The sequence below is a fragment of the Pseudomonas sp. MD195_PC81_125 genome (assembly GCF_014060985.1).
GTDB lineage: Bacteria > Pseudomonadota > Gammaproteobacteria > Pseudomonadales > Pseudomonadaceae > Aquipseudomonas > Aquipseudomonas parakoreensis.
In genome coordinates, this window is the sequence record NZ_JABULD010000764.1 from 1 (window position 1) to 791 (window position 791).

Below are 791 nucleotides of genomic sequence, written 5' to 3' on the forward strand. Positions count from 1 at the left end.
CTGTGGTACTCCGCTTAAGCTTGTTATTGATGGAAAGCGTCGCGTGCAACACCCCTTGCGGGGCTTGTGTCGCCCTGTTCCTGAATCTCGGGCAGAGGAAACAGGGGGACAGGTGGGTGAAGCTGGACGAGACACTCAGGTCACATTCACCTTCCATTGAATGGGCATCTGCAAAAACGACTGTCGAGGCCGCCGACAATGCCTTTACGGGTGCTCATCCGTTGCGCAGCTTAATGGGTGCGACAATGTGTCTGCTTGCGGTGCTGCGACATATTCGGTCATTGGCACGTAAACCAAGGCTTTGGCAACGGTAAACACTAGCAGTCATGGCGCAAAACGGCGGCTTGAATGCCCGTATTTACGGTACATCTGTGCCAGAAGTGACCATTGACCTGTGTCGCGTTCGCGACACATCCTCTGACACTCTCACATGCAGAAATTCCCGAGGCTGGCAGAATCGCGCCCAATTGCGACCAACACGCCCGCCGAGGCAGGAATTCCCCCATGCAAATGACCACCGCCCTACTGATCGTCAACCCGTGCGACGACGAAGAAGACAACATGGCCATGCTCTGCTGCCATAGCGACAAGGGCGATATGTTTCTGATGAGCCGCTATCCGGACGAGGACGAGCTGGAGATCACCCTGGATGGCGAGCCTTCGACGCTCGACGGCGTAAAGGTCACCCTGAGCAAAACGCAGTTGAAGATCGAGATCGCGGCGGCGGATGCCGATGCGCTGAATGGGGATGATGTGCTGGAGATCACTTTCAACCCGGATATGGTGGATCT

The 791-nt window shown here is 56.0% G+C and carries 2 protein-coding genes; both read left to right on the forward strand.

Annotated elements, in window-relative coordinates; all coding sequences use genetic code 11:
* Positions 1-314: hypothetical protein (locus HT737_RS31435; protein ID WP_220459559.1), on the forward strand; the 314-nt coding region annotated here is incomplete at its 5' end.
* A gap of 190 nt (positions 315-504) precedes the next feature.
* Positions 505-791: hypothetical protein (locus tag HT737_RS28940; RefSeq protein ID WP_182404538.1), on the forward strand; the 287-nt coding region annotated here is incomplete at its 3' end.